The organism is Bradyrhizobium sp. UFLA06-06 (assembly GCF_054820065.1).
In genome coordinates, this window is sequence record NZ_JADFUD010000058.1 from 1 (window position 1) to 23587 (window position 23587).

Consider the following 23587-nt stretch of genomic DNA (forward strand, 5'->3'; position numbering starts at 1 on the left):
CAGCCAGCATGGTGAATCAGAAACACACTGATTTGGGAATCCCAAATCGATTCAACCTAAACCCATCCCGCTTTAGTCTCTCGCTGTCCTCGCGGAGCGAGCCCCTCACCCTGACCCTCTCCCCGTAAGAACGGGGAGAGGGAACGATGGAGACGTGCTCTTCCGGCAGTCACGCCGCCGACTGCTTCCGCGACGCCGCGAAGACGCCGGCCAGCACCAGCGCGAAGCCGAGGAAGTGGAAGGCCTGCGGATGCTCGCCGATGAACACGATCGACATGATGGTGCCGAACACCGGAACCATGTGGAAGAACGGTGCGGCCCGGTTGGCGCCGATCAGCTGCACACCGCGGTTGAAGCACAGATAGGCCAGTGTCGAGGGGAACACCGCGACATAGAACAGCGACAGCAGATTGTTGATCGTGAGCTGCATCACCGGACGCGCGCCGAGTTCCCAGATGTAGAGCGGGGTCAGGACCAGCGCGCCGCAGCCGAAGGTGAAGGCGGCGACCGACAGGCCGTGGATTTTGGGCCGCTTCAGGGTCAGCACCGAATACAGCGCGAAGATCACCAACGCGACGATGAAGATCAGATCGCCCTTGTTGAATTCGATCTTCGACAGCGTCGTGAGATCGCCGTGCAGCAGGATCACCAGCACGCCGGCGAGCGACAGCAGCACGCCGAACAATTGCGCCAGCGTCAGCCGTGCGCCGAGCAGGATCAGCGACCACAGAGCGACCACCAGCGGTGCCGCGGATTGCAGCAGCAGCGTGTTGAGCGCCTGGGTGTGCTCCAGCGCCCAGTATTGCAGCGTGTTGAAGGCGCTGATGCCGGTGATCGACATCAGCACCATGATGCCGAGATTGTTGCGGATCACGGGCCAGTCGCGGACGAGGTGTTTCCAGGCAAACGGCAGGATGATCAGGAAGGCCGCCGACCAGCGCAGGAACGACAGCGTCACCGGCGGAATGTGGCCGGCGGCGAGGCGGCCGACGATCGCATTGCCGGCCCAGCACGTCGCGGTGATGCAGAGCAGCAGATAGGGCTGGTTAGCGATCCAGGAGCCGGCCGCAGGCGTTGATGTGGTGGAATCGGAGGCAGACATAAAAGGGCCCGGGTTCGCAGCGCCGCGGCCTGCCCGGCTGGCACCGCCGGGCCGGTATGGATCTCCCCGGCTCGGATCACAGACACGGATTCCGCCATTCCATCAATGGGGATAGACGCATCGCGACCATGCGCGAAGACCCCTTCACCGAGGCAACATGGCGGCGCTTTGCTCGGGCCGGCGTGCGCCTCTAAGGCCTGATGAGACAAGGTTGGCGGCATCGGAAGTTCACCTCTCCCTTGGGAGAGGTCGATTTGCGCAGCAAATCGGGTGAGGGGTTACGCTCTATCGAGAGAGCAAGAACCCTCACCCGGATTGCACTGGACGATGCTTCGCATCGCCAGGCGCAATCCGACCTCTCCCCAACGGGGAGAGGTGAACCGAGATCGTGCCAAGCCGATTCAACCAAGACTTATCCCGCCCTAGCCGGTCTCCGGCGGTGTGGTCTGGCGCTTGACGATCTGCTCGGCGAGTTCGATCAGGATCCGCTTGGTGTCGGGGTCCTGCACGTCGCGAAACACCCGCAGCATGCGCAGTTCGAGCAGGGACTGCAGCGATTCCGCCGTCTGCCCGGCTTGCGTCGGCGCTGCCGTGACCGGCCGGCGATTGAGGATGTCGGCGGCGATTCCGAGCATCTCGGCGACGGTCGCCAGGCGACCGGTATCGATTTTCACCGTGCCGTCGACGCCGTTCTTTTGCAGAGAGGCGCCGGCGCACAGGATCGCGGCGAGATCCGCCTGCGACAGCCCGATTGCGCGCCAGCGCGCCTGCACCAATTGGTCGATCTGGTCGTCCTGTGATGTGCTCATGATGCGTTCAGACCATCTCCAGCTCGGTCCGTGGACAGCATTTCCGCTACGAAAGTTGGTAGCAAATGAACCAGCGGTTCGTCGCGATGGGACTTCTACGGATCATGCGGCTGGACGACGGGTCCTGCCGTACCGGGCAACGTGCAGGATGATCCGCGTCTTTACGCCAGCCGGGCAGTCGCGCCGGACGGGCACCGGAGTGCGCACCCTGGTCTGGGATGCGCGCGTCAGCGTCATCCGGCCCTGGCCTTATTATCAAGACCGTGCGCGAATGCAATCAGGGGGCGACCGGGAAGACGAACCCAACCCGGCTGTGTGACCGCGCCACAGATCGCGGTGTTTGGTCCTGGCAGGGCGATGCAGTCGGCATGGCGGCAGCCCCGGGAGCACCGCCATGGCTGCGCGGCGCCGCTCACAAATCGATGATCCCGAGCGCGATGCTCTTGGCTACCCCGTGGGTCTTGTTGGAAGCCTCGAGCTTGCGCAGCGCCTGCTTGATGAAGCCTTCCACCGTCTCCGGCGAAATGCCGAGGATCTGCGCGGTGTCGGCCACGGTCTTGCCGCGCGCCGCCCAGGCGATCACTTCCTTCTCCCGCCCGGTGAGCTTGATGGTCTCGGCGGCGTCCGCGGGCTTGAGGATGGTCGGCGCGTTGCGCTGGTCGCGGTTGACGATATCCATCGCCCGTTGCACCCAGTAGATCATCAACAGATGCAGTTCATGGCGATGGCAGACGAACAGCTTGTCGAAGTCGCGCCGCTCGTCTTCCCAGAAGAACACCGTCGAGCTCGAATGTACGGCGCCGAGCCGGTCGCGATAGTGGAACGGCACGACGAAGCCGTCCTTGAATCCGAACTCCCGGGCGGCGTCCATCGTCTTGACCTCGGGCGGTCGCTTGCGTCCGCTTCGCTCCGGCAGCTTCAGGCTGCTCCAGCTGAACGGCGTGTTGGTGCGTCGTGACCGCGCCAGCGCCGGATCGGCATGAACGAACTCGTTCTGCACATACGCCCGCTTCCAGGCGTCGGGAAATGTGCCGATATGATAGGGCAGATCGAGGTCGGGCCGGCCGGCATCGACAAAGGCAAAGCCCGAGAAGCCGTAATTCTGGACAACGCGATGCAATGACGAGCTGAGCTCGTCGATGGTATCCGACGCCTCGATGGTCGAAATCGCGTCTACCAGGCCCATTACTAAAACCCCCGGTTTCCGGGGGTACCACAGTTAACCCCTTTCGTTCCAGATGTTCCGCATTTGGAGGAAGGGATAATGCCGCATTTATTGGACGGCTATCATGCACTCATCACCAGGGAAGAGCTTGATCCGGCGCATGTCGGGGCGATGTTGCGGCTGCGCAAACGCCTGTTCGTCGATCATTGCGGCTGGCTTCTGACCACGGTCGGGGATGCCGAACGCGATCAGTTCGACTGTTGGTATACCGAGCACTGCCTGTTGTTCTCCGGCGTCGAGCTCGTCGGTGGCTTCCGGGCGATCCGCACCGATTATCCCTACCTCACCGCGTCGGTCTTCCCGCAGCTTGCGGTGCGCCGCTTTCCGAGCCGTCGCGATGCCTGGGAGATCAGCCGCTTCGGCGTGCTGCCTGGTGTCGCGAGGTCGCAGACCGCACGCGTGACCTATGCGCTGATGTTCCGCTTCGCCGAGCTGCGCGGAGCGAAGGCGCTGGTGGCGCTGGCCGACCTTTCCTATGAGCGTTTTCTCACCCGCATGGACATCCGCACCCGCCGCTACGGCCCGCCGCAGGTGATCGGCAATGATCGCATGGGCCGCCCGCTGACGGCGCTCGCCGGAGAAATCCCGCTCGGTCTCGCCGCCAATCCCGGCCTGACCAAATTCCTCGACCTTGGACGGCAATTGGAGATCCACGATGCCTCACATGTTCTCGGACGTTCGAGCATTCCAGCGTGATCCGCTGCGTCTGCTGTTGACGCGCGGCAACGAGTCCGCGCCGGGGCTGGTGCCGCTGCGGCTCGGTCCTGCGCCCGTCTTCCTGGTGAACGATCCCGATCTGCTGCGTCCGATCCTGAAGGCGCCGGAGACCGACATCGGAAAGGGCAAGCTGATCAAGAAGCTTTCGCCGGTGCTCGGCCGCAGCTCGCTGATGCTGAGCGGCGAGGAGCACAAGCGGCGGCGGGCGGTGCTGCAGAAGCACATGGCCAAGGGCAGCGTCGAGAAATTCCTGCCGCATATGTGCGCCGAGATCCGCGCGGTCGGCGCCAGCCTGGCGCGGCTCGGATCGTTCGATCCGCACCATGTCACCGCGATGCTGGCGCTGCGGACGATCTGCGTCGCGATCTTCGGCTCCCAGGTGATGTCGTCCGGCGACGAGGAAGCCCTGGTTCAGGCCGTGGGTGCGATCGAGGACGATCTGGCGGAAGAGATGTTCCGCGCGTTGCCGTTCGGTCCGGTGGCCTGGTATCGGCGGCGCAAGAACCGGGTCTGTGCCAAGCTTGCCATGTCGACGGTGGTACAGCGCCTGCGCCGCAAGGCGGGCTCGAGCAGCGCGCTGCGCGATCTCGAGGCGCTCGGTCTGACCGATCGCGATCTCGAGGACGAGATCCTGACATTGCTGCTGGCCGGCCATCACACCACAGGTTCGACTGCGGCGTGGATGTTCTACCAGATGGCTGCCGATCCCGCCCTGATGGACGAGATTGCCGACGAGGCGGCGGAGTGCCTCGGCGACGACGGCGAGCTGCGACTTGACGCGGTGAAGCGCGCCAATCTGAGCGCGACGCTGGTCAAGGAGGTCTGCCGGCTCTATCCCAGCGCCTGGTGGTTCTCGCGCGAGGTGATGCAGCCGGTGACGATCGGCGGGCGCGATCTCAAGGTCGGCACCTCGCTTCTGATCTGCCCCTGGCAGCTGCAGCGCGATCCCAGGCATTTCGAGGATCCGGACCGCTTCCTGATGACGCGGCGCTACAACACCGACGCCTACATCCCGTTCGGCGCCGGCCCGCGCGCCTGCGCCGGGATGGGGGTTGCGATGCTCGAGCTGCAACTGCTCGCGCTCGAGATCGCCGCGGCCTATCGCTTCACCGGCGTCAGCCCGAATCCGGCGCCGTGGCCGAAAGCCTCGGTGACGCTGATTCCCCCGCCGATGACCATCGACATCGAAATCCGCGAGACGCGCTCGCGCATCCCGCATCTCGGCGAGGAAGCCGAGCATCTGCCGTACATCCCAGCCGTGGGTGCGGCGTCCATCAGCACACTACAATCGGTATCCCAATGACAACTCAGCTAACAACGGCCAGCGCCGGGCAAAGGGCCATGGATCAAGTGCAAGTGCGCAGTTTGCGCGACGTCATCGCTGTCTTGATCGAGCAGCGCAGCATCGTGAGGGCTGCCGGCGCAAGCTTCGCCGCGCATCTGCTCGACCTCGCGATCATGCAGCTGCGGCTCAACGTCAACGATATTTCGGCGGAGGAATTATCCGGTCTGTCCGACTTCGTCGGCGCGGAGTTCACGAGGGACAAGTCCTCGCATTGATCGCGGCGATCGGTCTTCCGATCAGTCTTGCGTAGGATCAGTCTTGCGCAGGTTCAGTCCTGCGTCGCCACCAGCGGCTTCATCATGGCGCCGGCGGCAAGCGCGGCGTCGTTCGGATCGATTTCGATCTGCAGGCCGCGCTGGCCGCCATTGACGAAGACGGTGACGTGGGTGAGGGCGGTCTCGTCGATCGCGGTCGGGACCTTCTTCTTCTGGCCGAACGGGCTGATGCCGCCGACATGATAGCCGGTCAGCCGCTCGGCATCGGCCGGGCGCATCATCCTGGCCGACTTGCCGCCAAGGGCGGCGGCAAGCTTCTTCATGCTGACCTCGCAGTCGGACGGCACCACGGCGCAGACCGGCTTGCCGTCGACCTCCGCCATCAGCGTCTTGAGCATGCGGTTCGGGTCGACGCCGAGCGCCTCGGCCGCCTGCAGCCCGATGCTCTCGGCGCTGGAATCGTAGACATAGGTGTGAAGCTTGAAGGCAATGCCGAGCTTGCGCAGCGCCATCGTCGCTTGTGTCGAATTGGGCATGGACCCTGCCGGTTAATCTAGGTGAATGATCGCCGTAATAAGAGCTGCGATCAATCCGCAGCACGTCTGGCGTCACGTTGCCGTAACATTAAATTCCCGCCAGCCCGGCGCGGCCGGGCGCAGCATGGAATTTAATGGGGATATCAAAGGGTTGTAGCTCGTCTAAAAGGCGTAAACAGGCCCCTTCTTGCTTGCGCAGCCGATCCGCTTCCTTTATCCGGTAGGCGCCTTGCGTGCGCGCGGCCGGGCGCCGCGATTTAGGCTGGGCATATCAATGCAGGTCGCTGTGGGCGGACGCGTTTTCGCCGCGATCATGGTCTGAAAACACCTGAAGGGAACATCTTCGCAATGGCCAATGTTGTCGTCGTCGGCGCCCAATGGGGTGACGAAGGGAAGGGCAAGATCGTCGACTGGCTGTCGGAACAGGCCGACATCGTCGTGCGCTTCCAGGGCGGCCACAATGCCGGCCATACGCTCGTGATCAATGGCGAGACCTACAAGCTGGCGTTGCTGCCCTCCGGCGTGCTGCGCCCGAACAAGCTCGCGGTGATCGGCAATGGCGTGGTGTTCGATCCGCAGGCCTTCCTCGACGAAGTCGCCAAGCTGAAGGGGCAGGGCGTTGCGGTCGGACCGGACAATCTGCGGATCGCCGAGAACGTCACGCTGATCCTGCCGCTGCATCGCGAGCTCGACGCCTTGCGCGAATCCGGTAACGCCATCACCTCGATCGGCACCACCCGCCGCGGCATCGGCCCGGCCTATGAGGACAAGGTCGGCCGCCGCGCCATCCGCCTGATGGACCTCGCCGACCTCGACACCCTGCCGCACAAGATCGAACGCCTGCTGGCGCATCACAATGCGCTGCGCCGCGGCCTCAACCTCGCGGAGATCGACGGCAAGAGCATCCTGAGCGAGCTGTCGGCGATGGCGCCGAAGCTGTTGCCCTATGCCGAGACGGTGTGGCGGCTCCTGGACCTGAAGCGCCGCGAGGGCAAGCGCATCCTGTTCGAGGGCGCGCAGGGCGCGCTGCTCGACGTCGACCACGGCACCTATCCCTATGTGACGTCGTCCAACACGGTGGCGGCGCAGGCCGCGACCGGCACCGGCCTCGGCCCCGGCGCGGTCGGCTATGTGCTGGGCATCTGCAAGGCCTACACCACCCGGGTCGGCCAGGGTCCGTTCCCGACCGAGCTGAACGACGAGATCGGCGAGGAAATCGGCCGTCGCGGCAAGGAATTCGGCGTCAATACCGGGCGCAAGCGCCGGGTCGGCTGGTTCGATGCCATGCTGGTGCGACAGACTGTCCGCACCTGCGGAATTGCCGGGCTGGCGCTGACCAAGCTCGATATTCTCGACGGGTTCGACAGCATCAAGGTCTGCATCGGCTACAAGCTCGACGGCAAGGAAATCGACCATCTGCCGGCGGGTGAGGGCGCACAGGCCCGGGTCGAGCCGATCTATGAGATCATCGAGGGCTGGAAGCAGCCGACGGCCAATGCGCGGTCCTGGGCGGATCTGCCGGCCCAGGCCATCAAATACGTTCGCCGGGTCGAAGAACTGGTGGGGTGTCCGATCGCCCTGCTGTCCACCAGCCCGGAGCGTGAAGATACTATTCTGGTACAGAATCCGTTCGAGGCTTAACGGGATATTACCTATATCCCTCCAATTGTGTGGAAATGGCTGACTACTACCCGCTGATCGCCCGCGCCATCGCCGGATTGGACCCCAACGCCCCCGGCGAAGCCCGCCGTGCGCTGTATGCGCGGGCGCGAACGGCGTTGATCCAGCAGCTCCGCGGCGTGCAGCCGCCGCTCTCCGAATCCGAGATCACCCGCGAACGGCTGTCGCTGGAAGAGGCGGTTCGCAAGGTCGAGTCCGAGGCCGCGCAGCGCGCCCGCGAGGCGTCGCGTCCCGGTGGCGCGGCCGCTGCCCGCGGCAGCCGCGCCAATGCCCGGCCGCCCGAGGCCGGCCCCACCGACACTGCCGCGCGCCCGCGGCCCCCGGCCGAACCCCGTCCGCCGCGTAATTTGCGCCCCGATGCGCCGCCGCCGGTCCCGCCGCGGCCGCAGAACCCGCCGGGTCCCGAGACCCAGGCGCCGCCGGCCCGGCCGGGCCCGCCCCGCCGCGGTCCGGAAGGCGCGCCGTCGCCGGTGCCGCCGGCCGCGCCGGGCGTGCGCGGCTTCCGCGACATCACCGCCGATGCCGACGATCTCGGTCGGGCCGCGGCGCAAGCCAGCCGCAACGCGCGCAAGACCTACGCCAACGTGCCGTCGCCCTCGCCGGAATTCGACCGGCTCGAGCCGAGCCTGGAGAATCGCGGCGGCGATCCCGAGGCGCCGTATTCCTACGACGAGTCGATCGAGGAGGCCGAGCGCTACACCCCGCAGCCGCCGCAGGGTCCGCCGCCGCAGCGGTCGCGGGCCGGCAACGGCGAGCGCGAGCCGAAGAAGCCGCCGCGCGTCGGGTCGATGTTCCCGTTCAAGACCGCGATCGTGATCGGCATCCTGCTGATCCTGGTCGGCACCGGCATCCTGTTCCGGCAGCAGGCCATGACCCTTGTCAGCAGCCTGTTCAAATCCTCGGCCCCGGTCGAGGCGCCGAAGGATGCCGCGTCGACGCCTGCGAGCAAGAAGATCACTGACCGCGTCGGCCAGCCCTCGTCGTCGGGTGAGACGGTCGCCCCGGTGGCGCAGCGCGTGGTGCTGTATGACGAGGATCCGTCGGATCCGAAGGGCAAGCAGTATGTCGGTTCGGTGGTCTGGCGCACCGAGCAGGTCAAGGGATCGGGCAACCAGAAGCCCGACATCGCCGTGCGCGCCGACATCGACATCCCCGATCGCAAGTTCAAGATGACGATGTCGTTCCGCCGCAACACCGATTCATCGCTGCCGGCGAGCCATACCGCGGAATTGACCTTCATCCTGCCGCAGGACTTCGCCAATGGCGGCGTCGGCAACGTGCCGGGCATCCTGATGAAGTCGAACGAGCAGGCGCGCGGCACGCCGCTGGCCGGGCTCGCGGTCAAGGTCACCGACGGCTTCTTCCTGGTCGGCCTCTCCAATGTCGACGCCGACCGCTCGCGCAACCTGCAGCTCTTGAAGGAGCGCTCGTGGTTCGACGTGCCGCTGGTCTACACCAACCAGCGCCGCGCCATCATCGCGATCGAAAAGGGCGCCCCCGGCGAGCGCGCCTTCAACGAGGCGTTCGCCGCGTGGGGTGAGTAGCGGCCTTAGCTCTCGCCTCGGTTGCCAGCAATGTCATCGCCCGGCTTCGTCCGGGCGATTCCGTATCGCAGCAAGATCAGCGGCTGTTGCAGCGCATTCGACGCGCAGAACTCCGGAACATCGCCGCAGCTTTCGATTTTTCCCTAGAACCGTCGCGCGACCGCGTTACACTTGGCTGACGTCGGGCAGGGGCACGCCATGAAACGCTATCTGATCTTCGCAGCCATCGGGCCGTTCATCGGCGGCTTCCTGCTGCTGCTCATGACCACCTATCAGTCCGGCTACTGGACCGAGACCAGTGGCGGCGAGGTGACCAAGCTGCTCGTCGTGTTCGTGAAGTCACTGCAATACAATTATCTGTTCGGCATCGTGCCGTCGCTGATGTTCGGTGCGATCGACGACATCCTGATGCATGTGAGGCGGATCGCGCCGGTGGTGCGGATGCTGCTCGTCGGCGCGGTGGCGTTCGTTGGCGCCGCGCTGACCTACGCCTCGCACGGCTCCGAGAGCGGCGCGGTGCAATTCATCCTGTACGGAATGGTCGGCTTCATCCCGGGCGTGATCACGTCCTGGCTGGCGCACAAATATGCCGAAGAGCTGCACGCGCCGGCGCAGCCGGCTTCGCAGCACTAGGCGTCTAACTCTTTACCAAGGGAAAAGCAGAAATCGCGATCGGCGAGTTCTGGCTCAACGGCGAATGATCGCATCGGGATCGGACAGGGCCGCGCTTAACGCACGGCGCGGAATAGATTACCCGTTGCGGTAGTCTTGTCCGCGCACCAGACGGCCGGACGGCCAGCGTACTTCACATAACTGTCATATCATCGTCACGCAAACGTAGTCCCAATGTCATGCCCGCGTCGTCCTCGCGACCCGCAGCCGCCCGGGGCAGCGGCGGTGCCGATCTCGGGCCTGCTGTATTCTGTGTTCGCGCATTTATTTCAGCCGTCGCTGCAGACGGCCGGGACGTACGGGGTCTGCGTCCGGATTCGGGAAAGGAATTTCGAGTGGCAGATGCAAGCTTCAGCCTTCTGACGGGCAACAGTATCGAAACGCGCCTGGTCCGAGCCGGCGGCATTATTTTTCGCGAGGGCGAGCAGGCCAACGAGCTCTTCGTAATCAAGAGCGGCTATGTGCGCATTCAGGTCGGCAACAAGACCATGGCGGATCTGGCGCCCGACACGATCTTTGGCGAGATGGCGTTGATCGACAACGAGCCGAGGAGCGCGACCGCCACGGCGCTCACGGATGTCGAGCTCGTCCCGGTCTCGGAAAAGCAGTTTCTCTTCCTCGTGAGCCAGACGCCGCATTTTGCCCTGAAGGTCATGCGGACGCTGGCGCAGCGCCTGAGAACCATGAACAAGGGCGTCTACTGAACGCGAGCACGGCAGAGCCTCGAGGTGACAGGCCTTGAAGGTGACACAGTGGTAATGTGACGCAACTTGAACCGCCTGCCTGCGTTACCATGTGATGGCCATGCCCGAGGACGACATCTTCACGCCCCACGCCGCGAGATCGCGGCCGCCTTTTGGCGGCGCGCAGGCGCGCAGCAAGGTCATCGACCAGGACGGGCGCGAGCTCGCCGATGGCCCGCTGCATCCGCAGTTCCAAGGTTTTCAGGGAGCCTTTCAGGAAGGCTTCCAGTTCGACTTCCGCAACTCCACCGCCAATCCGTTCGGCAATCTGACCCGCGAGGAGCGGCTACAGCGGCTGGAGATGGTCGCAAAGCTGCTCGACGTCGCCTTCATCGTGCCGGGCACCAATGTGCGCTACGGCATCGACGGGCTGATCGGCCTGATCCCCGTGGTCGGCGATATCATCACCACCGCGATCTCGCTGTGGCTGGTGCGCGAGGCCCGCTTGCTGGGCGCGCCCTGGCACATCACCGCGCGGATGCTCGCCAACGTCGCCGTCGACGGCGTGATCGGCATGGTGCCGGTGGCGGGCGATGCCTTCGACGTGATGTTCCGCGCCAATATCCGCAATGTGCGGATGCTGCGGCGCTGGCTCGACAAGCAGCCGAGGCGCGCATGATCCGGAAAAGTGTGCAGCGGTTTTCCGTCAGATCATGCGCAAATAAATCCCTCTCAAAACAAAAGCCCCCGGATCGATCCGAGGGCTTTTCGTTGGGCGAAGAGCAGAAAGCTTATGCGGCGTCAGCGTCGGTCTGGCTGGCGGCCGGGCGCGGACGACGCGGCAGCGGGAAGGCCTCGCTCTCATAGAGCGAGCGGATGCCGTTCTGGTCGAAACGGGCTTCCTCGACCTGGAGATAGGCGCCGTTCAGCGAGTCCGCCGGCAGCTGCTCCATCGCGAACTGCACGGCCTCGGCAGCGGTGCCGAAACGGCGGTAGGCGAAACCCGCCCGCTTCTTCTTGCGGATCGCGGCGGGGAACAGTTCGGCGGATGTGTTATAGTTGAACGGACGCAGGGGACGCATGGTCGACGACCTCTTGTGTTCTTTTCAGTTGGCGTTGCGAAAGGGATTTTGGGGGACGGCGGCCTATTATCGGCGGCGCGCCGTACATGTCATTTCGACCCCTAATATAGGCCTCTTTGACAAAAATGCGACCCCAGAAGAGCCCCTGACAGGGCACATGCTGAATCCGCGCATAGCACGGGGTCCGGCCAGATAAGTCATTTTGTTTCAATGACTTATGGCGCTCAAATCTTGTCGAGCCAGGCCAGGATCGCGACCACGATCAAAATCACCCCGAAAAGGCCCATTCCGGAGTGGCCGAGGCCATAGCCATAGCCGCGAATTCGGCCGCTATAGCCGCCCAGCAGGATAATCAGCAGAAGGATGATGAGGATCAGTCCAAGCGACATGGCGCCCTCCTCAGAACAGGCGGCAGCCGCACGGCGAGACGCCTACGGCCCCGCGAACACCGAGCAAAGCACATTCCGGCCTGCGAGTCGTTAAGGCCGTCAGCCGATCACGAGGATGTTGCGGGGGCCGGAGCCAAAACGAAGCCCCGCGCGACCGGCCTGTTGGTCGCGTGGGGCGCGGCGTGGTGGGCGGCGTTACTTCTTCTCGTCGAGCTTCAGCGCCGCCGAGTTGATGCAGTAGCGCAGGCCGGTCGGGCCGGGGCCGTCGTTGAAGACGTGGCCGAGATGGCCGTCGCATTTCGAGCACAGCACCTCGGTGCGGATCATGCCGTGGCTCATGTCGCGCTCCTCGTCGACATGGCTCTCGACCGAGGGCTTGGAGAAGCTCGGCCAGCCGCAGCCGGAATCGAACTTCTGGTCGGACTCGAACAGCGTCTGCCCGCAGCCGGCGCAGACATAGGTGCCCTTGCGGGGATCATGCTCGTACTCGCCGGTGAAGGGCCGCTCGGTCGCTTTCTCGCGCAGCACGGCGTACTGCATCGGCGTCAATTCCTTGCGCCACTCGGCCTCGCTCTTGCGGACCTTGCCGTCGGTCTTGGTATCGGACATTCAACCTCCTCGGTTTGATCGTCATTGCGAGGAGCTCGCGACAAAATTGCAAGGCAATTTTGCGCTGAAGCGACGAAGCAATCCATCTATCCGCTTGCGGCACTATGGATTGCTTCGCTTCGCTCGCAATGACGGTGATTGTTCCGTCAGTTGGTGACCTTGGTGCTGCCCACCAGCGTCGGCTTCTCGATGTAAGTCTCCGCGAAGATCTTCTTCAGGTTCTCGACCTTCGGGATGTCGTTATAGGCAATATAGGGCTGGTTCGGGTGCAGCGTCAGATAGTCCTGGTGGTAGCCCTCCGCCGGATAGAACGCCTCCAGCGCGCCGACCTTGGTGACGATCGGCTTCTTGTAGACCTTGGCGGCGTTGAGCTGGGCGATATAGGCGTCTGCAACCTTCTTCTGCTCGTCGCTGGTGGTGAAGATCGCCGAGCGATATTGCGTGCCGGAATCCGGGCCCTGCCGGTTCAGCTGGGTCGGGTCATGCACGACGGAGAAGAAGATCTGCAGGATCTTGCCGTAGGAGATCTTCTGCGGGTCGTACTTGATCTCGACCGATTCCGCATGGTCGGTGGTGCCGGTCGAGACCTTCTCGTAATCGGCGTTTGCCTTGCTGCCGCCGGAGTAGCCGGACACCGCGCTGACGATGCCGGCGGTGTGCTGGAACACGCCCTGCACGCCCCAGAAGCAGCCGCCGGCGAGCACCGCGGTCTTGATGCCGGTTTCCGGCGCGCTCGCGGCCGGCGGCGGGATGATCACGGCGTCCTCGGCGGCAAGCGAGGGCGCAACGGCAAAAGCTGTGACTGCCAGCGCGCCGATCGCGGCGGCGCAAAGCGAGAGGCGGCTGAGGGAGCTTTTGGGCATGGGTTCCTCGTGGGATCGCAAGTGGGGCCAGTCTAGAGCGGGAGCCGCCATTGGCCAATCAGGCCGGGCAGCTCCGACGCTTCAAAATACGGGCGAGGGGGCGTTTTGTTACGGCGCCGGCCACACGGTTTCGTGAGAAGGAGAACGTCATTCCGGGGCGATGCGAAAGCATCGAACCCTCAGGTGCGCAATTGCGCACCGAGAATCTCGAGATTCCGGGTCTGGTCCTTCGGACCATCCCGGAATGACAACCTTAAACGACGATACTCAATCTTTTCGCTGCCCGCGTGATCCCCGTGTAGAGCCACCGCGCGCGCGAGTCCTGAAATGCAAAACTCTCGTCGAACAGCACGACGTCGTCCCATTGCGAGCCCTGCGACTTGTGCACGGTCAGCACATAGCCGTAGTCGAACTCGTCATAGGGCTTGCGCTGCTCCCACGGCACGCCCTCGACGCCGCCATCGAAGCATTCGCCGCGCACCGAGACCTTGGTGACCTTGTAGCCGAAATCCTCGTCCGGCATCACGCGCATGGTGATGATCTTGGATTTCGACTGCGCGCGCGCCTTGACCCGCCACAGCCCGCCGTTGAACAGGCCCTTCTTGCGGTTGTTGCGCAGGCAGACCAGCTTGTCGCCGGCAACCGGCAGCGGATCCTCGATGTTCTGCCGCTGCCGCACCCGCATGTTGTAGGCGCGCCGGGTGTTGTTGCGGCCGACCAGCACCTGGTCGGCGCTCATCACGCGGTCCGGATCGAGCTCCTTGCGCGACACCACCTCGCTCTCGCCGTGGCGGCCGATCTCGAGCTCGCGGCCCTCGCGGATATCCATCGACATCCGCACGATCGGATCGTCCTGCGCCTGGCGGTGCACCTCGGTCAGCATCGCGTCGGGCTCGGCATCGGTGAAGAAGCCGCCGCCCTGGATCGGCGGCAATTGCGCGGGATCGCCGAGCACCAGCAGCGGGCAGTCGAACGACATCAAATCGCGGCCGAGCTCGGCATCGACCATCGAGCACTCGTCGATCACGATCAGCTTCGCCTTCGATGCCGGCGCGTCGTCCCAGAGCTCGAAGCTCGGCTGCTCGACGCCGGACTCGCGGGCGCGGTAGATCAGCGAATGGATCGTGGAGGCGCTGTCGCAGCCCTTGTTGCGCATGACGAGCGCCGCCTTGCCGGTGAAGGCCGCGAACTTTACCTCGCCGTCGACGCCTTCGGCGATGTGGCGGGCGAGCGTGGTCTTGCCGGTTCCGGCATAGCCGAACAGGCGGAACACCGGCGGCGTGCCATTCTGGCCGGGCTTGGCCTTCAGCCAGTCGGCGACGGCTTTCAGCGCAGTGTCCTGATGCGGCGTGAAGGTGGTCATGAGCTTTCGGAAGCGTGAGCGCGCGACCGATAGCGCCGCGACTCAGGCCAGCACAAGCTAAACATTCATGCGTTCCGATCAAGCCGTCTCCCGCTGCGCGGAATTGGGGTTTCGCCCCCGAGGCTAGACTTGATCCGGGGCGCCACTAGACTGCCCCAAAACAACAAGCGGTCGGGACCACGACACGTGGTCGAGGAAGCGACCTTGGGAGTGACTCCATGAAATTCGGCATCTTTTACGAGCTGCAATTGCCGCGCCCCTGGAACGACGGCGACGAGCTCAGGCTCTACCAGAACGCGCTGACGCAACTGGAAACCGCCGACCGGCTCGCCTACGACTACGCCTGGGTCGTGGAGCACCACTTCCTCGAGGAATATTCGCACTCGCCGGCGCCGGAATCCTTCCTTGCCGCCGCGAGCCAGCGCACCAAGAACATCCGGCTCGGCCACGGCATCTTCCAGCTCACCACCAATCATCCGGCCCGCGTCGCCGAGCGGGTCGCGGTGCTCGATCTCTTGAGCAATGGCCGCTGCGAGTTCGGCATGGGCGAGAGCGCCTCGATCACCGAGCTGACGCCGTTCGGCCGCGACATGGAGACCAAGCGCGAGGTGTTCGAGGAAGCCGTGCAGGCGATCTTCCCGATGTTCACCAAGGTCGGCACCGAGCATCACGGCAACTATTTCGATATACCCTTGCGCAATGTCGTGCCGAAGCCGGTGCAGAAGCCGCATCCGCCGCTCTGGATGGCGTGCTCGCAATTGCCGACCATCGAACGCGCCGGGCAGAACGGGTTTGGCGCGCTCGGCTTTCAGTTCGTCAGCGCCGAGGCGGCGCATGCCTGGGTGCACGCCTATTACAACGCGATCACCAAGCGGCTGAAGAAGCTCGCCGACTACGAGATCAATCCCAACATGGCGCTGGTCTCGTTCTTCATGTGCGCGAAGACCGACGAGGAAGCGCGCCGGCGCGCCGACGGCGCGACCTTCTTCCAGTTCGCGCTGCGCTATTACGGCCAGGCGCAGAACCGGCAGCGGCCGGCGCCCGGCACCGTCAACATGTGGGACGAGTACAACAAGTGGAAGCGCGACAATCCGGAGGCGCAGGAGGCCGCGCTGCGCGGCGGCCTGATCGGCTCGCCCGAGACCTTGCGCAAGAAGCTGCGGCGCTTCCGTTCCTCGCATATCGATCAGGTGATCCTGCTCAACCAGGCCGGCAAGAACACGCATGAGCACATCTGCGAGTCGCTCGAGCTGTTCGCCAAGGAGGTGATGCCGGAGTTCCAGCACGATCCCGAGCACGATGCCTGGAAGAAGGGCGTGCTGGACGGCTCGATCCAGCTCGAGGAGATCGACACCCAGGCGTTCACGGACCGCTATGGTAAACTCGCGGTCAATGTCGGGTCGAAAGCTGCCGCCGCGGGCTGATCGATTGCTGGAGCATCGGCTCTGATAATCAGAGCCGATGTTCCAGATTCTTGTTGGACGCGTTTTTTTACGCGAACCGGTACCCACTTCGCTCGAAAACGCTTCTGTACAGCGACCTCGCGTTTCCGTGAGGAAAATAATTCGCTACGCGCGATCCGCGCCTTAAAAGAAACGGCACGCGCGATGCCGGCACCGAAGTGCTGGCATCGCTATTTTTGTGCGGTGCTCGACAGCTTCATTCGCGCGCCCCATCATCCTGACATCGCATGATCGTGCAGCGCGATAGCGCGCTTGATCGTCAGGAGAATTTTGGAATGAAGCGTCGTGAGTTCCTCCAGCTGTCGCTCGTCACAGCCGCCGCCGCAGCGCTGTCACGCGGTGCGCAGGCGCAGGCGGACGCGAAGGAAATTCGTATCGGCTATCAGAAGAACGGCGTGCTCGTTATCACGCGGCAGCGCGAGGCCTTGGAAAATCATTTCAAGCCGCAGGGCATCAGCGTGAAATGGGTCGAGTTCTCCTCGGGCCCGCCGATGATGGAAGCGATGAATGTCGGCAGCGTCGACTACGGCGCGGTCGGCGATTCCCCGCCGATCTTCGCGCAGGCCGCGGGCGCCGCCATCGTCTACGCCGCGGCTCAGCCCATCATCAACGGCTCCGGCATCCTGGTGCCGCAGAATTCGGCGATCACGTCAATCGCCGATCTCAAAGGCAAGCGCGTCGGCTTCACCAAGGGATCGAGCGCCCATAACGTCGTGATCCAGACGCTGGAGAAGGCCGGGCTCACCTATGACGACATCACGCCGGTCTATCTGACGCCGCCGGACGCCGGCCCCGCTTTCGCCAATGGTGGCATCGATGCCTGGGCGATCTGGGATCCGTATTTCGCGATCGCCGAGACCAAGCAGAACGGCCGCATTCTGGTCAAGACGCGCGACATCACCAAGACCAACTCGTTCTACATCGCCAACCGCGACTTCGCCCGCAATCGCGGCGCGATCCTGCAGCAGATCGTCGATGTCACGACGTCGAGCGCGGCATGGGCGCAGGCGCATCCCGATGAGGTCGCCAAATCGCTGGCCGCGGTCACCGGCGTGCCGCTCGATATCCAGACCATCGCGGCGAAGCGGGCGGGCTTCTCGGTCGGACCCGTGACCGACGACATCATCGCGACCCAGCAGGGCGTCGCCGACCGCTTCTTCAAGCTCGGCCTGATCCCGAAGCAGATCGCGATCCGCGACATCGTCTGGCGCAATCCCCAGACCTGATCGGCGCACGTTTGGTCATTTCAATGCAGAGGATAGTCCCATGACGCGTTTATTTCGACGCTGGGTCGCCCGCGCGGTGCTGTCGGTCAGCATCGTCGCCGCAACCGTCAGCGCCTCCTACGGCGAGGAGAAGGTCGTCCGTATCGGTTACCAGAAATACGGCAAGCTGGTGCTGCTCAAGAGCAAGGGCTCGCTCGAGGAAAAGCTGAAGGCGGTCGGCACCAAGGTGGTGTGGACCGAGTTTCCGTCCGGGCCGCCGCTGCTCGAGGCGCTCAATGTCGGCGCGATCGATTTCGGCAACACCGGCGAGGCGCCGCCGATCTTCGCGCAGGCCGCCGGCGCGCCGATCCAGTATGTCGCCTACGAGCCGCCGGCGCCGAAGGGCGAGGCGATCCTGGTGCCGAAGGACAGTGCCATCAAGTCGGTCGCCGACCTGAAGGGCAAGAAGGTCGCGCTGAACAAGGGCTCCAACGTCCACTATCTCCTGGTGAAGGCGCTGGAGAAGGCCGGCGTCAAATATTCCGAGATCGAGCCGGTGTTCCTGGCACCGGCCGATGCCCGCGCGGCGTTCGAGCGCGGCGCGGTCGATGCCTGGGTGATCTGGGATCCGTTCCAGGCCGCGGCCGAGGCTGCGACCGGCGCCCGCACCGTCGCCGACGGCACCGGCATCGTCGCGAACTATCAGTTCTACTTCGCCTCGAAGAAATTCCTGCAGGCCGATCCGAAAATCGTCGAGCTCGTGCTGGCGCAGCTGAGCGAGGTCGACGACTGGGCCAAGGGCGACATCCACGCCGTTGCCGAGCAGCTGGCGCCGAGCATCGGCCTGTCGGTGCCGGTGGTCGAGGTCGCGTTGAAGCGGCAGGCCTACGGCATCAAGCCGGTCACTGACGCGGTGGTCGCGGATCAGCAGCAGGTCGCCGACACGTTCTTCGCGCTCGGCCTGATCCCGAAACAAATCAAGATTTCCGATGTCGCATGGAGACCGGGCACGTGAGCACCCCAACCAACGCCAACATCCTCTGGTTCCTGCCGACCCACGGCGACAGCCGCTATCTCGGCACGTCGATCGGCGGCCGCGAGGTGAACTTCAATTATCTGCGCCAGATCGCGCAGGCGGCGGACCAGCTCGGCTATTACGGCGTGCTGCTGCCGACCGGGCGGAGCTGCGAGGATTCCTGGGTGGTGGCCTCGGCCGTCGCGCCCTGGACCGAACGCCTGCGCTATCTCGTGGCGGTCAGGCCCGGCCTGCAGTCGCCGAGCGTCGCCGCACGGATGACCGCGACGCTGGACCGGCTGTCGAACGGTCGCCTTTTGATCAACGTCGTCACCGGCGGCGATCCGATCGAGAACAAGGGCGACGGCATTTTCCTCGATCATGACGAGCGCTACGCCGTGACCCGCGAGTTCCTCAACGTCTACAGCGATCTGCTGGCGGGCAAGACCGTGAATGTCGAAGGCGAGCACATCCGGATCGAGGACGGCCGCCTGCTGTTCAATCCGGTGCAGTCGCCGCGACCGCCGCTGTATTTCGGCGGCTCCTCGGATGCCGGCATCGACGTCGCGGTCGACACCGTCGACAAATATCTGACCTGGGGCGAGCCGCCGGCGCAGGTCGCCGAGAAGATCGCCAAGGTGAAGGCGGTGGCGGCGCAGCGCGGCCGCAAGCTCTCGTTCGGCATCCGCCTGCATGTGATCGTGCGCGAGACCAATGCGGAAGCTTGGAAGGCCGCCGACGAGCTGATCCAATACGTCACCGACGACACGGTGGCCGCCGCGCAAAAGATCTTTGCGCGGATGGATTCGGTCGGCCAGCAGCGCATGGCGCAACTGCATGGCGGCCGCCGCGACAAGCTCGAGATCAGCCCGAACCTGTGGGCCGGCGTCGGCCTGGTGCGCGGCGGGGCCGGCACCGCGCTGGTCGGCGATCCCGAGACCGTCGCCGCGCGGATCAAGGAGTATCAGGATATCGGCGTCGATACCTTCATCATGTCGGGCTACCCGCACCTCGAGGAAGCCTATCGCTTCGCCGAATTGGTGTTCCCGCTGTTGTCGCTGGCACAGGGCGGCAACGTGACGCCGATCCGCGTCAACACCGGGCCGTTCGGTGAGACCATCGGCAACGACTACCGTCCGCAGAAGCAGGCATCGCAATCATGAGTCTTATCGACAGTCTCCCGCGCGTCGGCGCGCCCAAACTCCCCAAAGTCGACGGCCTGATTCCGTGGATCGTGCCGCTGGGAATCGTGCTGGTGTGGCAGCTTGCCTGCGTCACGGGCTACGTGCCCTCGCGGGTGTTGCCGGCGCCGACCGACGTCGCGCTGGCGGGATGGAAGCTGCTGCTGTCCGGCGAATTGGTCCGCAACATCTGGGTCAGCTTCTGGCGCGCCTCGATCGGCTTCTTGATCGGCGGCGGCATCGGCTTTGCGTTCGGCCTCGCCAACGGGCTGTCGCAGCTGTCGGCAAAGCTCACCGACACCACGTTGCAGATGGTGCGCAACATTCCGCATTTGGCGCTGATCCCGCTCGTCATCCTGTGGTTCGGCATCGACGAGTCGGCAAAGCTGTTTTTGGTGGCGCTCGGCGTGTTCTTCCCGATCTATCTCAACACGCTGCACGGCATCCGCACCGTCGACCCGCAGCTGATCGAGATGGGCCGCATCTACGGCATGACCGACGGCGAATTGTTCCGCCGGGTGATCTTCCCCGGCGCGCTGCCCTCGATCTTCGTCGGGCTGCGCTTTGCGCTCGGCATCATGTGGCTGACCTTGATCGTCGCCGAGACCATCGCGGCCTCGTCGGGCCTCGGCTACATGGCGATGCAGGCGCGCGAGTTCATGCTGATCGACGTCGTCGTGCTCTCGATCCTGATCTACGCCTTGCTCGGCAAGCTCGCCGACAGCGCCTCGCGGGCGCTGGAGCGGCTGACCCTGTCGTGGCATCCCGCCTTCCAGAAGAAGTGAGAATGAGAATGCAAGAAGCGCTTCGTTTCGAAACCGCTGAAGCCGAGCCGGTCGACCGCACCGAGATCGTCGTGAAGGCGCGGCAGTTGCGGCGCGTGCCCGAAGGCGCGGCCCGCGGCCTGTCGCTGACCATCCGCGGCCTGCGCAAGGCGTTCGGCGACAATGAGGTGCTGCGCGGCATCGACTTGCACATCCCGGCCGGCCAGTTCGTCGCGATCGTCGGCCGCAGCGGCTGCGGCAAGAGCACGCTGCTGCGCCTGGTCGCCGGCCTCGACGCGCCGACGGCGGGAAGCATCGCGTTCGGCGAACAGCCGCGGGCGCAGGACGTCCGCGTCATGTTCCAGGAACCGCGGCTGCTGCCCTGGGCGCGGGTGCTGTCCAATGTCGAGGTCGGGCTGGGGCGCGAGCGCTCGTCTGCTGATGCGCAGGCGCGCGCCGAACGCGCGCTGGTCGAGGTCGGGCTCGGCGACAAGCGCACCCAGTGGCCGTCGGTGCTGTCGGGTGGGCAGAAGCAGCGCGTGGCGCTGGCGCGGGCGCTGGTCAGCCAGCCGCGCGCGCTGGCATTCGACGAACCGCTCGGCGCACTCGACGCGCTGACCCGGATATCGATGCAGCAATTGCTGGAGCGGGTCTGGCGCGACCAGGGCTTCACCGCGATCCTGGTGACGCATGACGTCGCCGAGGCGGTCGCGCTCGCCGACCGCGTGCTGGTCATCGAGGACGGCCGCATCGCCGAGGATGTCACGATCGACCTGCCGCGGCCGCGCCGGCGCGGGTCGGCCGAGCTCGCCGCGCTGGAGGGCGAGATCCTGAAGCATCTGCTCGAAGGCAGCGAAGACAGTCTGTGAGGTCGCCATGAATTCCGTCGTCCGCAATGTTTCGATCGAGCCCGCGGTTGCGGCCGCCGAATTCCGCGGCGCGATGCGTCACCTCACCGGCGGCGTCAGCGTGATCACGGCCGGTCGGGCTAAGGATATTTCGGGAATGACGGTAACCTCGGTGTCGTCGCTCTCGGTCGAGCCGCCGTCCTTGATCGTCAGCATCAACCGCGCGGCCTCGTCATGGCCGCTGATCGCGCGCCATGGCGTGTTCGGCGTCAACATCCTGGCCGCGGATCAACGCGACATCGCCGAGCGCTTCACCGGCAAGGGCGGCCTGAAGGGCGCCGACCGCTTCACCGGGGCCGAGTGGACGACGCGCGCGTCAGGCGTCCCGCTGCTGGTCGGCGCGCTTGCCGCGGTTGATTGCGAGGTCGAGGAGACCATCGAACGGCATTCGCACGTGATCGTCATCGGCCGCGTGCTCGACGTGATTGCGTCGGAGCGTACTGCCGCGCTGGCGTACTGGCACGGCGAGTATGTCGCGATCGACCATGAGGAAGACGCCGCACGGCTGGCTGAGGTCAGCCTGCCGTCGCGTCATGTTCACGTGCGAGGGCCGCGCTAGCGCGCCGTGCTTATCCGGATCGGACTTTAGAAAACTGCGCTCAGCGATGCCGGGCTGTCGATGATCACATTGCTGCCGCGGACGCCAGCCCATACAGCCTGGACGGTCTGAGCTGCATTGGTGAGCGGAATGCCAACGACGAGCGTGGTCGGGATACGGCCAAAGCTCGACGGGGTCTCGTTATAGGTGAAGCTTGCGACGACCGGCGAGACCGTGCCATTGACGGTGACGCCGAACACGCCGCCCGGAATATCGTTGCCCGTGGCGTAGGGATTCGGAACGTTAAGGGTGATGATCGCGGTGGTGCCGACGCCCTCCGGAATCGTCAGGCTGAGGCCTTGCATCGGCGTTAAAGTCGCGGAAGTCGTGGACAGGGTGCCGCTGGTCTGCGCATAAAGAGCCATATCACTCTCCAGTTGTCTAAAAATGAAAACGCAATAAGAGATTGAATAAGGCAACCTGCCGCAAGATTCAAGGGATGAACGGCGCCGAAGCCGGCGCGGCATGTTGGCCGTGGCGCTTTCCCAATCGGCGCATTAAATGGCGCGGATGTTTCGGAGAGGTGACCGTTCGATGAAGCGCGTGGGAACCTGGTTGTTCTATCTCGTCGGTGCGATCGCCGTCGCCTATCTCGCGCTCTATGCCTATGTGACGTTCACCGGTCGCGACGTCACGCCCGGCGATCCGATCCGGATCTTCCGCAAGCCCGACGCCCCAAGCTATTCGTGAGGCGCGACAGGCCATGTACTCATAAATCGGTAGGGTAAGGGGACGACTGATGTCCGCTTGCCCGCCCATAGCAGCGGAATAGCGGACGTCGCCGGAGGTCGCAGACATGGCTCTAGCACATGGCCGGGCTAGATAACGGGCATCGCCTGAGACATTCGTCCAACTCAGACGGCAGCTCCTGCTAGCAAGAAAGCGCCGCCAAGCGCGACCATCACAAGTCCAGGCCAATTCGATTTGATGCCGAAACCGCTACCCGGTCTTTCAGGTTCCAGCGTGTCACGCCCCGAGCGAAGCCACCTTCCACCGCTGAATCGGCCTCGCCAGATTGGCTGATACGCCATCTGGAGCACGCCGCCGAAAACAAGGAGCACACCAAGCCATATGAGGGTCATGCTCTCCTCCTGCACCAGTGAACGCCAACAGGTTGCTCCGCCGGGAACCGTGGTCCGTTCAACGTCTGCCCGCTGCTCTCGAAATTAGAACGACCTTGAAAGCCGCCGGACGCGCCAGCGCGCTGCACGTAGGCTGGGGATCACGTTCTCCGAAGCTCAGGCTACGACAATCATAAGCATCCTGCTCAGTCTTCGTCCGGCTCGCGCACGACCGGCGGTTCGTCGGTTCGGTTCTCTTCGTCGTCTTGCTCTTCGTCCTCTTCGTCGTCATCAGGATCTCGGGGTGGCATCGTGTTGCCCATGATCGCGAAGACACGCCGGTCGAACCTGGTGGGAATTACCTCGGCGATTTGTAGGGTCATGTTGTTGCTCCTCGGATGTGACCCTGGGGCACTTTACCCCTTTTTCGGAGGGGCAGACACGGAATTGGCGGCCGGCGCGGTCGAGGTCCGGTTTATCCCTGTCAGACGACCCTGAGATAAGTCTTCGAGTTCGTCGGATTCGGGCCAAAACCGGACTAAGCCGTCCTCGACCGTC

The 23587-nt window shown here is 64.5% G+C and carries 28 protein-coding genes; 17 read left to right on the plus strand and 11 right to left on the minus strand.

Annotation, left to right across the window (positions count from 1 at the left end; translation table 11 throughout):
* Positions 1-169: 169 nt before the first annotated feature.
* From IF803_RS33310 to IF803_RS33320, 3 genes are all read right to left on the minus strand, one after another.
* A complete protein-coding gene (locus IF803_RS33310; protein WP_461195026.1) occupies positions 170-1102 on the minus strand; it encodes a DMT family transporter in 933 nt (310 codons plus the stop codon).
* A 422-nt stretch (positions 1103-1524) separates the two neighbouring features.
* A complete protein-coding gene (locus tag IF803_RS33315; RefSeq protein WP_283068129.1) occupies positions 1525-1911 on the minus strand; it encodes a hypothetical protein in 387 nt (128 codons plus the stop codon).
* A gap of 412 nt (positions 1912-2323) precedes the next feature.
* The gene (locus tag IF803_RS33320; protein ID WP_411784396.1) at positions 2324-3097 is read right to left on the minus strand and encodes a helix-turn-helix transcriptional regulator; all 774 of its coding nucleotides are present in this window, start codon (positions 3095-3097) and stop codon (positions 2324-2326) included.
* A gap of 78 nt (positions 3098-3175) precedes the next feature.
* Here IF803_RS33320 and IF803_RS33325 point away from each other — a divergent pair, with 78 nt between their 5' ends.
* The 3 genes from IF803_RS33325 to IF803_RS33335 are packed head-to-tail and all read left to right on the plus strand — an operon-like array spanning position 3176 to position 5413.
* Positions 3176-3832: an acyl-homoserine-lactone synthase gene (locus IF803_RS33325; RefSeq protein WP_080583207.1), complete on the plus strand. Its 657-nt coding sequence runs from the start codon at positions 3176-3178 to the stop codon at positions 3830-3832.
* Positions 3792-5156 (plus strand): cytochrome P450, encoded by a 1365-nt coding sequence (locus IF803_RS33330; RefSeq protein ID WP_461195028.1) that lies wholly within the window; start codon positions 3792-3794, stop codon positions 5154-5156. Before IF803_RS33325 ends, IF803_RS33330 begins: the two co-directional genes overlap by 41 nt.
* Before the next feature lie 38 nt (positions 5157-5194).
* A complete protein-coding gene (locus IF803_RS33335) occupies positions 5195-5413 on the plus strand; it encodes a hypothetical protein (protein WP_461195029.1) in 219 nt (72 codons plus the stop codon).
* A gap of 53 nt (positions 5414-5466) precedes the next feature.
* Here the strand turns inward: IF803_RS33335 and ybaK are convergent, their stop codons facing one another.
* Entirely contained in the window at positions 5467-5949 is a 483-nt protein-coding gene (gene ybaK / locus IF803_RS33340) for a Cys-tRNA(Pro) deacylase (RefSeq protein WP_028343495.1), read from the minus strand.
* A gap of 348 nt (positions 5950-6297) precedes the next feature.
* On the opposite strand from ybaK, the gene IF803_RS33345 reads away from it, so the two are divergent.
* The 5 genes from IF803_RS33345 to IF803_RS33365 all read left to right on the plus strand — a co-directional run bounded on the left by IF803_RS33345 (position 6298) and on the right by IF803_RS33365 (position 11207).
* Positions 6298-7590 carry an adenylosuccinate synthase gene (locus IF803_RS33345; protein ID WP_253590922.1) on the plus strand — a complete coding sequence of 431 codons (1293 nt, stop codon included), beginning with the start codon at positions 6298-6300 and terminating at the stop codon, positions 7588-7590.
* Between the two features lie 35 nt (positions 7591-7625).
* Positions 7626-9173, plus strand: coding sequence for a hypothetical protein (locus IF803_RS33350; RefSeq protein ID WP_461195030.1), 1548 nt, complete (start codon positions 7626-7628; stop codon positions 9171-9173).
* 198 nt (positions 9174-9371) lie between these two features.
* A complete protein-coding gene (locus tag IF803_RS33355) occupies positions 9372-9806 on the plus strand; it encodes a DUF5413 family protein (RefSeq protein ID WP_028343492.1) in 435 nt (144 codons plus the stop codon).
* Between the two features lie 374 nt (positions 9807-10180).
* Positions 10181-10549 carry a Crp/Fnr family transcriptional regulator gene (locus IF803_RS33360; protein ID WP_024582951.1) on the plus strand — a complete coding sequence of 123 codons (369 nt, stop codon included), beginning with the start codon at positions 10181-10183 and terminating at the stop codon, positions 10547-10549.
* A gap of 94 nt (positions 10550-10643) precedes the next feature.
* On the plus strand, positions 10644-11207 hold the full coding sequence (locus IF803_RS33365; protein WP_461195032.1) for a DUF4112 domain-containing protein: 564 nt from the start codon (positions 10644-10646) through the stop codon (positions 11205-11207).
* Positions 11208-11319: 112 nt separating this feature from the next.
* Here the strand turns inward: IF803_RS33365 and IF803_RS33370 are convergent, their stop codons facing one another.
* From IF803_RS33370 to msrA, 4 genes are all read right to left on the minus strand, one after another.
* Positions 11320-11610 carry a hypothetical protein gene (locus IF803_RS33370; protein ID WP_016844322.1) on the minus strand — a complete coding sequence of 97 codons (291 nt, stop codon included), beginning with the start codon at positions 11608-11610 and terminating at the stop codon, positions 11320-11322.
* 224 nt (positions 11611-11834) lie between these two features.
* Positions 11835-11999, minus strand: a complete 165-nt coding sequence (locus IF803_RS33375) for a DUF3309 family protein (RefSeq protein ID WP_016844323.1) — start codon at positions 11997-11999, stop codon at positions 11835-11837.
* A 195-nt stretch (positions 12000-12194) separates the two neighbouring features.
* Complete coding sequence (gene msrB / locus IF803_RS33380) at positions 12195-12608, minus strand: peptide-methionine (R)-S-oxide reductase MsrB (RefSeq protein ID WP_028343489.1); 414 nt, start codon at positions 12606-12608, stop codon at positions 12195-12197.
* A gap of 146 nt (positions 12609-12754) precedes the next feature.
* Positions 12755-13471 (minus strand): peptide-methionine (S)-S-oxide reductase MsrA, encoded by a 717-nt coding sequence (gene msrA, locus IF803_RS33385; protein ID WP_461195034.1) that lies wholly within the window; start codon positions 13469-13471, stop codon positions 12755-12757.
* Positions 13472-13521: 50 nt separating this feature from the next.
* Here msrA and IF803_RS33390 point away from each other — a divergent pair, with 50 nt between their 5' ends.
* On the plus strand, positions 13522-13719 hold the full coding sequence (locus IF803_RS33390) for a hypothetical protein (RefSeq protein ID WP_461195035.1): 198 nt from the start codon (positions 13522-13524) through the stop codon (positions 13717-13719).
* A gap of 5 nt (positions 13720-13724) precedes the next feature.
* On the opposite strand, the gene IF803_RS33395 is transcribed toward IF803_RS33390, so the two are convergent.
* Complete coding sequence (locus tag IF803_RS33395) at positions 13725-14834, minus strand: ATP-dependent DNA helicase (protein ID WP_038382266.1); 1110 nt, start codon at positions 14832-14834, stop codon at positions 13725-13727.
* Between the two features lie 218 nt (positions 14835-15052).
* Between IF803_RS33395 and IF803_RS33400 the strand changes: the two genes are divergently transcribed.
* From IF803_RS33400 to IF803_RS33430, 7 genes are all read left to right on the plus strand, one after another.
* Entirely contained in the window at positions 15053-16258 is a 1206-nt protein-coding gene (locus IF803_RS33400; RefSeq protein WP_461195037.1) for an LLM class flavin-dependent oxidoreductase, read from the plus strand.
* A 314-nt stretch (positions 16259-16572) separates the two neighbouring features.
* Entirely contained in the window at positions 16573-17523 is a 951-nt protein-coding gene (locus tag IF803_RS33405; protein ID WP_038382278.1) for a sulfonate ABC transporter substrate-binding protein, read from the plus strand.
* 40 nt (positions 17524-17563) lie between these two features.
* Entirely contained in the window at positions 17564-18517 is a 954-nt protein-coding gene (locus IF803_RS33410) for a sulfonate ABC transporter substrate-binding protein (RefSeq protein WP_461195038.1), read from the plus strand.
* Positions 18499-19680: an FMNH2-dependent alkanesulfonate monooxygenase gene (ssuD, locus tag IF803_RS33415; protein ID WP_461195039.1), complete on the plus strand. Its 1182-nt coding sequence runs from the start codon at positions 18499-18501 to the stop codon at positions 19678-19680. The genes IF803_RS33410 and ssuD overlap by 19 nt, the downstream gene beginning before the upstream one ends.
* Positions 19677-20483, plus strand: a complete 807-nt coding sequence (gene ssuC / locus IF803_RS33420) for an aliphatic sulfonate ABC transporter permease SsuC (protein ID WP_461195040.1) — start codon at positions 19677-19679, stop codon at positions 20481-20483. Before ssuD ends, ssuC begins: the two co-directional genes overlap by 4 nt.
* An 8-nt stretch (positions 20484-20491) precedes the next feature.
* A complete protein-coding gene (locus tag IF803_RS33425) occupies positions 20492-21331 on the plus strand; it encodes an ATP-binding cassette domain-containing protein (protein ID WP_461195060.1) in 840 nt (279 codons plus the stop codon).
* 7 nt (positions 21332-21338) lie between these two features.
* Positions 21339-21929 carry a flavin reductase family protein gene (locus tag IF803_RS33430; RefSeq protein WP_016844336.1) on the plus strand — a complete coding sequence of 197 codons (591 nt, stop codon included), beginning with the start codon at positions 21339-21341 and terminating at the stop codon, positions 21927-21929.
* Between the two features lie 26 nt (positions 21930-21955).
* Here IF803_RS33430 and IF803_RS33435 read toward each other — a convergent pair whose 3' ends face one another.
* Positions 21956-22258 carry a hypothetical protein gene (locus tag IF803_RS33435; protein WP_461195061.1) on the minus strand — a complete coding sequence of 101 codons (303 nt, stop codon included), beginning with the start codon at positions 22256-22258 and terminating at the stop codon, positions 21956-21958.
* Between the two features lie 244 nt (positions 22259-22502).
* On the opposite strand from IF803_RS33435, the gene IF803_RS33440 reads away from it, so the two are divergent.
* Entirely contained in the window at positions 22503-22658 is a 156-nt protein-coding gene (locus tag IF803_RS33440; protein ID WP_304497121.1) for a hypothetical protein, read from the plus strand.
* Between the two features lie 577 nt (positions 22659-23235).
* On the opposite strand, the gene IF803_RS33445 is transcribed toward IF803_RS33440, so the two are convergent.
* Entirely contained in the window at positions 23236-23412 is a 177-nt protein-coding gene (locus IF803_RS33445) for a hypothetical protein (RefSeq protein ID WP_461195041.1), read from the minus strand.
* Positions 23413-23587 lie beyond the last annotated feature (175 nt).

Excerpts from the sequence above, each read along its gene's own strand:
- IF803_RS33310 (WP_461195026.1), bottom strand. The coding sequence starts at position 1,102 with ATGTCTGCCTCCGATTCCACCACATCAACGCCTGCGGCCGGCTCCTGG.
- IF803_RS33315 (WP_283068129.1), bottom strand. The coding sequence starts at position 1,911 with ATGAGCACATCACAGGACGACCAGATCGACCAATTGGTGCAGGCGCGC.
- IF803_RS33320 (WP_411784396.1), bottom strand. The coding sequence starts at position 3,097 with ATGGGCCTGGTAGACGCGATTTCGACCATCGAGGCGTCGGATACCATC.
- IF803_RS33325 (WP_080583207.1), top strand. The coding sequence starts at position 3,176 with ATGCCGCATTTATTGGACGGCTATCATGCACTCATCACCAGGGAAGAG.
- IF803_RS33330 (WP_461195028.1), top strand. The coding sequence starts at position 3,792 with ATGCCTCACATGTTCTCGGACGTTCGAGCATTCCAGCGTGATCCGCTG.
- IF803_RS33335 (WP_461195029.1), top strand. The coding sequence starts at position 5,195 with ATGGATCAAGTGCAAGTGCGCAGTTTGCGCGACGTCATCGCTGTCTTG.
- ybaK (WP_028343495.1), bottom strand. The coding sequence starts at position 5,949 with ATGCCCAATTCGACACAAGCGACGATGGCGCTGCGCAAGCTCGGCATT.
- IF803_RS33345 (WP_253590922.1), top strand. The coding sequence starts at position 6,298 with ATGGCCAATGTTGTCGTCGTCGGCGCCCAATGGGGTGACGAAGGGAAG.
- IF803_RS33350 (WP_461195030.1), top strand. The coding sequence starts at position 7,626 with ATGGCTGACTACTACCCGCTGATCGCCCGCGCCATCGCCGGATTGGAC.
- IF803_RS33355 (WP_028343492.1), top strand. The coding sequence starts at position 9,372 with ATGAAACGCTATCTGATCTTCGCAGCCATCGGGCCGTTCATCGGCGGC.
- IF803_RS33365 (WP_461195032.1), top strand. The coding sequence starts at position 10,644 with ATGGCCATGCCCGAGGACGACATCTTCACGCCCCACGCCGCGAGATCG.
- IF803_RS33370 (WP_016844322.1), bottom strand. The coding sequence starts at position 11,610 with ATGCGTCCCCTGCGTCCGTTCAACTATAACACATCCGCCGAACTGTTC.
- IF803_RS33375 (WP_016844323.1), bottom strand. The coding sequence starts at position 11,999 with ATGTCGCTTGGACTGATCCTCATCATCCTTCTGCTGATTATCCTGCTG.
- msrB (WP_028343489.1), bottom strand. The coding sequence starts at position 12,608 with ATGTCCGATACCAAGACCGACGGCAAGGTCCGCAAGAGCGAGGCCGAG.
- msrA (WP_461195034.1), bottom strand. The coding sequence starts at position 13,471 with ATGCCCAAAAGCTCCCTCAGCCGCCTCTCGCTTTGCGCCGCCGCGATC.
- IF803_RS33395 (WP_038382266.1), bottom strand. The coding sequence starts at position 14,834 with ATGACCACCTTCACGCCGCATCAGGACACTGCGCTGAAAGCCGTCGCC.
- IF803_RS33400 (WP_461195037.1), top strand. The coding sequence starts at position 15,053 with ATGAAATTCGGCATCTTTTACGAGCTGCAATTGCCGCGCCCCTGGAAC.
- IF803_RS33405 (WP_038382278.1), top strand. The coding sequence starts at position 16,573 with ATGAAGCGTCGTGAGTTCCTCCAGCTGTCGCTCGTCACAGCCGCCGCC.
- IF803_RS33410 (WP_461195038.1), top strand. The coding sequence starts at position 17,564 with ATGACGCGTTTATTTCGACGCTGGGTCGCCCGCGCGGTGCTGTCGGTC.
- ssuD (WP_461195039.1), top strand. The coding sequence starts at position 18,499 with ATGGAGACCGGGCACGTGAGCACCCCAACCAACGCCAACATCCTCTGG.
- ssuC (WP_461195040.1), top strand. The coding sequence starts at position 19,677 with ATGAGTCTTATCGACAGTCTCCCGCGCGTCGGCGCGCCCAAACTCCCC.
- IF803_RS33425 (WP_461195060.1), top strand. The coding sequence starts at position 20,492 with ATGCAAGAAGCGCTTCGTTTCGAAACCGCTGAAGCCGAGCCGGTCGAC.
- IF803_RS33430 (WP_016844336.1), top strand. The coding sequence starts at position 21,339 with ATGAATTCCGTCGTCCGCAATGTTTCGATCGAGCCCGCGGTTGCGGCC.
- IF803_RS33440 (WP_304497121.1), top strand. The coding sequence starts at position 22,503 with ATGAAGCGCGTGGGAACCTGGTTGTTCTATCTCGTCGGTGCGATCGCC.
- IF803_RS33445 (WP_461195041.1), bottom strand. The coding sequence starts at position 23,412 with ATGACCCTACAAATCGCCGAGGTAATTCCCACCAGGTTCGACCGGCGT.